Below are 4772 nucleotides of genomic sequence, written 5' to 3'. Positions count from 1 at the left end.
GCGCACACCGTCACCCTGGTCACCGGCGAGCGCGTCACGCTCCGCGGGGACGGGACGGTCGTGGTGACGGCGCGTCCGGGCGCGACGGCGGACTATGTCACGCGGCGCTCGGACAACGATGTCTTCGTCATTCCGATGACCGCGCTGCCCTATCTGGGCGGCACCCTGGATCCCGCGCTGTTCAATGTGTCCGCCCTGGTCAAGGCCGGTGTCACCACCACGACTCCGGTACGCGTCAAGGCCACCGGGGGCGCCACCGCACCGCCGTCGGGCCCCGCGTTCGGCGCGGCGCTGGCGAAGCAGGCCGCCGCCGAGGCGGCCGAGGGCTCCGTCGGCGGCGGCCCGCTGTTCGGCGGTGTCACCTCCGTGGCGCCGGCGGTCGCGTCGGCCGGCGCGCACACCGCCCCGCGTCCGGGGCCGCGGGCGGACCACCCGGTGAAGGTCACCGTGCTCGGTCCGGACGGCCGACCCCGCCCGGGGACCACCTCGTTCGGGCTGGCCAGCGTCGACGACGCCGCGCGCTACCAGGAGCCGAACCTCCAGGCCGTCGACGGGGCGGCACAGCTGGAGGTCCCCGCGGGCCACTACACCGCGCAGGTCACCGCCCCCACCTTCGGCAGTGACGGCGAGGCTGACGACATACGCCTGGCCACCGCCGAGTTCACCGTCCCCGACGGCGCCACCGGAACCGAGGTCGTGCTCGACCTGCGCAAGGCCACCCAGCAGGTCACCTTCTCGACCCCGAGGACGGCGCGGGAGAGCCAGCTCATCCTCGACTACCTGCGCCAGGACACCAAGCACGCCACGGCGATCCACACCACCACCGGCGTCGCCGGCGGGGTGCCCACCTTCGTACAGCCCTCCGCCCGGCCCGTCACCAGGGGCGGTCTGCGCTTCAACGTGTACACCCACCGGGACGCGCCCAGCGAGGCGGCCGAGCCCTATTCCTATGACCTCAAGCTGGCCAACCCGGCCGGTGTGATCGCGAGGAACCAGCACTACACGGTCACCGGACGCCAACTGGCCACGGTGCGGACCAATTACCACAGCGACACGCCGGGCCGCGCCCAAGAGGTCGCACGCCTGATGTACCTGCCGTACGAGACCGGCGGCGGCACGCTGTCCCAGCTGTTCAAGACACCGGCCCGGCGCACCGAGTACATCGGCGGCTCGCCCGGCACCTCGTACCACGACTGGCTCAAGGCCGGGGAACGGCGCTTCGTGTCCCAGAAGCAGCCCCTCACGCCGGGCAGGACCACCACGGTCGACTGGCTGCGCGGCCCGCTGGTCCCCGGCTTCACCGAGCCCGCGCGGGGCGCCGCCACCCTGGGCGAGACGTGGTACTGCGCGGCGTGCCGCAAGGGCGACGCCCTCACCTTCTCCCTGGCCACGGTGACGGACTCGGCCGGGCACAAGGACCTCGCGTTCCCGTCCGACATCTCCTCCTCGCACTTCGCGGTGGTATCCGGTGACACGACCCTGTACGAGAGCGACGGCATCTCCGGCGGCGTCCTGACCGTGCCGCCCGAGAAGGCCGCGTACAAGGTCGTCTACGACCAGACCAGGACCAACAGCGACTTCCGCCAGTCGCTGACCACCCACACCGAATGGACCTTCTCCTCCGGCCACTCCGGCGGCAAGACCGTGCCGGACGACTGGACGTGCGTGTCGGAGCAGGGCGAGTACGACGGGCCCGACGCGTGCTCGGCGCTGCCGGTCGTCGTCCCGCACTACCAGCTCGGCGCCGCGCTGGACGGCACCAGCCCGGCCGGCGAGGACCACCTCGTGGTCAGGTTCGGGCACGCGCCGGGCGCGGTGGCTCCGCCGGCCGTCACCAAGGCGACGGTCGAGGTGTCCTTCGACGACGGGGAGCGGTGGACCAAGGCGTCCACCACCTCGCTCGGCAAGGGCCGGTTCCGCGCGGACTGGACCACTCCGGACACCGCGGCGGGCCGGGACGCGTCCCTGCGCGTCACCGGCACCGACGCGGACGGCAACGCGGTGACGCAGACGGTGAAGAGCGCGTTCACCGTGGCCCCGGCCCAGGGCTGAGGCCGCGGGGGAGCGCTGACGAGGGGGCAGGGGCCGCTGGTGTCGCACGGCGGCCCCCGCTCACCGCCGAGTGGCCCCTGCCCGCCGCGGTACCAGCCGCGGTGCCAGGGGAGTCGGGCCGATCACTGGTGCCAGTCGAGATGAGCAACGCCGGGCCCGGTGGCCGCCGATGGGCGTACCGCGCCCGGCTCCGGGCCCCGCTCCGGCCGGGCGCCGCCCCCGCGGTCCCGGCCCCCGCGGTTCCGGTCCCCGGCGGTCCCTCGGCAGTCCCGGCGCCACGCGGTCCCGGTCCCTGCGGTCCCTGCCCCCTGCGGTCCCGGTCCCCGCGGTCCCGGCTCCCGTGGTCCCGCGCGCTCAGGTGTTCTTCGCCCAGTGCCTGGTCACCGTGGTGACGGCCGCCGCCGCGGACCGGATCCGGGGGGCGCTGGTGCGCACCGACCGGGCGAACTCGATGTGCAGGAACCTCACGTGCCGGGCGGCGGCCCGGCGGCCCTGGACGTTGTCCCGGCCCTCCAGGGGGCAGTCGCGGGCCCAGGCACGGCAGACGGTGAAGTGCCGTGCGGTCAGGGCGGCCGCGAGCCGGCGGGCGTCCGCGCGGCCCGCCGGGCCCTTGCCGGTGGAGGCGACGACGTCCCGGCCCGGGGCGGAGTCGTCGGCGAAACCGTGGATCTGGACCCCGGGCAGACCGCGCCGGGCGAGTTCGGCGCAGACCGCGTCGAAGACGGAGTCCGTGCGGTGGGCGACGTCGGCGGCGTCGCCCGCCCCGGCCCTGCGGTGGGCACCGGCGAGCACCAGGACGCCGCCGGGGGAGTCCAGCAGCACCCGCGCACCGAGGCGTTCGGTGTCCGCGTCGGCGACCGGGTGCGGCACCTGGACCGACCAGCGGGCGGGCGCGGAGAGGTCGATGTACACCCGGGCCCAGCCGCGCGGGGTGGGGCCGTCCTCGGTGCGGTCGGACAGCTCGGCGAAGCGGCGGCCGGTGGTGGCGTCGGTGAGGGTGCGCAGCCGGAAGTCGACGTCGGAGAGGAGCGGGCGGGCGCGGGCCGGGTGTCCGTCGAGGATCAGGCCCACCGCGTCGGCGACGGCCCGGCGTTCGGCGCGGCGCGGCTCCCGGTAGCCGGAGCCGGGGTCCAGCCGGGCCGTGAAGTCGGTGATCCTGCGCGCCAGCGGGACCTCGGGGCCACTCGGCCCGGAGGGGGCCGGGCCGTCGTCGCCGGTCGGGTGGCCGATCCTGTACGTACTGAATCCGATCACCAGCCCGCCGAACACGACAGCCAGAGCCACCATGATGATCGACTTTGCTTGGAGTCCCGCCATGATCGCCTCATCATAATCACCGCCGTGCATGGGCATATCGGGATGAAGCGGGCGAAAAATGGCCAGCGGGTGAACGACCGGCAAAGAATGTGAGGATATCGTTTGCCCAGTCCTGATCGAGAGCAAACGGGTTTTCTCACTTTTTCTTTAAGATGTGCAACCCTTTGATCCTTCTGACGGTCTGACGGTCCGGATCGCACTCGAGTGCGCTCTGTGATGTGAGTTGCATGAGAGGAGCACATCTGTGGCCGCTTCGCGCTCGAAGCGGCGGCACAAGGTCCGCCGACGGGCCGACATGTCACTCTTGGGGGGTATTCGTCCCCCTATAGCCGTGCTGTCGGTCCTGCTTCTCTCCCTTGCCGGAATCACCGCCCTGACCCTGGGCAAACCGGACAGCGCCCTGGTCCCCAAGGCGGTTCTCAGCTCGCAGCAGTACGTCGCCGAAGACGGCGCCATCGCACTGCGGGCGTCACTGGACGAGTCGGTCGCCGATCTCACCGGCACCGCGACCCTGTTCAACGAGGGCCGCCCGGTCTCCGCCGACACCGTCCTGGACAAGGTCGGCAACGTCTACCAGAAGTGGCGGGGCACCGCCGTCCTGGAGATCTCGTCCGGCAAGATGCTCGCCGCCCGCGGCGAGAACGTCCCGCTGACCGCGATCGACCTCGGCGAACTCTCCCGCGCCGACGGGCTGGCCCCGCGCATGGTGCGCCTGGAGAACGGCCAGACCCGGCTGATCATCCTCGCCCTGCTGTCCTGGAAGGGCCAGCCGCAGCAGCTGCTCGTCGCCTCCAGCACCCTCAGCTTCCCCGGCGTCGACCTCGGCCCGGGGCGCGCCATCGGCGTCGTCGACTCCACCGGCCGGCTGCTGTCCACCCACGGCGCCCTGGACGGCGACCGGGCCCGCGAGCAGCTCGCCGCCTTCGCTAAGACCGCCGCCCGCAAGGGCCGCCAGCACCCCGTCAAGGCCAAGGCCCCCGGCTCGGGCGGCTACACCGGCGTCAGCGGCCACCTCACCGGGGACACCGCCGGGGACGTCCGTACCGTCGGCGGCTACGCCACGCTCGCCGCGCCCCAGCCCGGTGACACCACCACCGCCAGCGACCTCGGCCTGACCGTCGTCACCCAGGTCGGCGTGCCCGCCCACGCCTCCCAGATCACCCGCCCCGCCTTCGGTCTGGCCGCCGCGGGCGCCCTGCTGCTCATCGGCGGGCTCGCGGTGGTGGTGCTGTTCGGCACCGTGCAGCGTCCGCTGATCCGGCTGTTCCTGGAGAGCCGCCGGCTCACCCGGGGCGACCTCGCCCGTCCGGTGAGCGTGCCCAGGGCCGGCGAGGCCGCCCGGGTGGGCGCCGCCCTCGAGCGCCTGCGCCGGCAGCTCCAGGGCGACCCCGCCGACGCGGCGG

At 73.6% G+C, this 4772-nt stretch carries 3 protein-coding genes; 2 read left to right on the top strand and 1 reads right to left on the bottom strand.

All coding sequences use genetic code 11. The annotated features are described in order from the left end of the window. A partial coding sequence (locus AXW62_RS08050; protein ID WP_060943892.1) for a hypothetical protein occupies nt 1-2052 on the top strand: 2052 nt, incomplete at its 5' end. Nucleotides 2053-2406: 354 nt separating this feature from the next. Here the strand turns inward: AXW62_RS08050 and AXW62_RS08045 are convergent. Continuing rightward, a complete protein-coding gene (locus AXW62_RS08045; RefSeq protein WP_252368532.1) occupies nt 2407-3339 on the bottom strand; it encodes a hypothetical protein in 933 nt (310 codons plus the stop codon). A gap of 361 nt (nt 3340-3700) precedes the next feature. Between AXW62_RS08045 and AXW62_RS08040 the strand changes: the two genes are divergently transcribed. Beyond that, a partial coding sequence (locus AXW62_RS08040) for a HAMP domain-containing protein (protein ID WP_442267812.1) occupies nt 3701-4772 on the top strand: 1072 nt, incomplete at its 3' end.

Origin of the sequence: Streptomyces hygroscopicus subsp. hygroscopicus, assembly GCF_001553455.1 — a bacterium.
Lineage (GTDB): Bacteria > Actinomycetota > Actinomycetes > Streptomycetales > Streptomycetaceae > Streptomyces > Streptomyces hygroscopicus.
The sequence above is the reverse complement of the archived record's forward strand: the minus strand, read 5'-3'. Positions and strand labels throughout refer to the sequence as shown.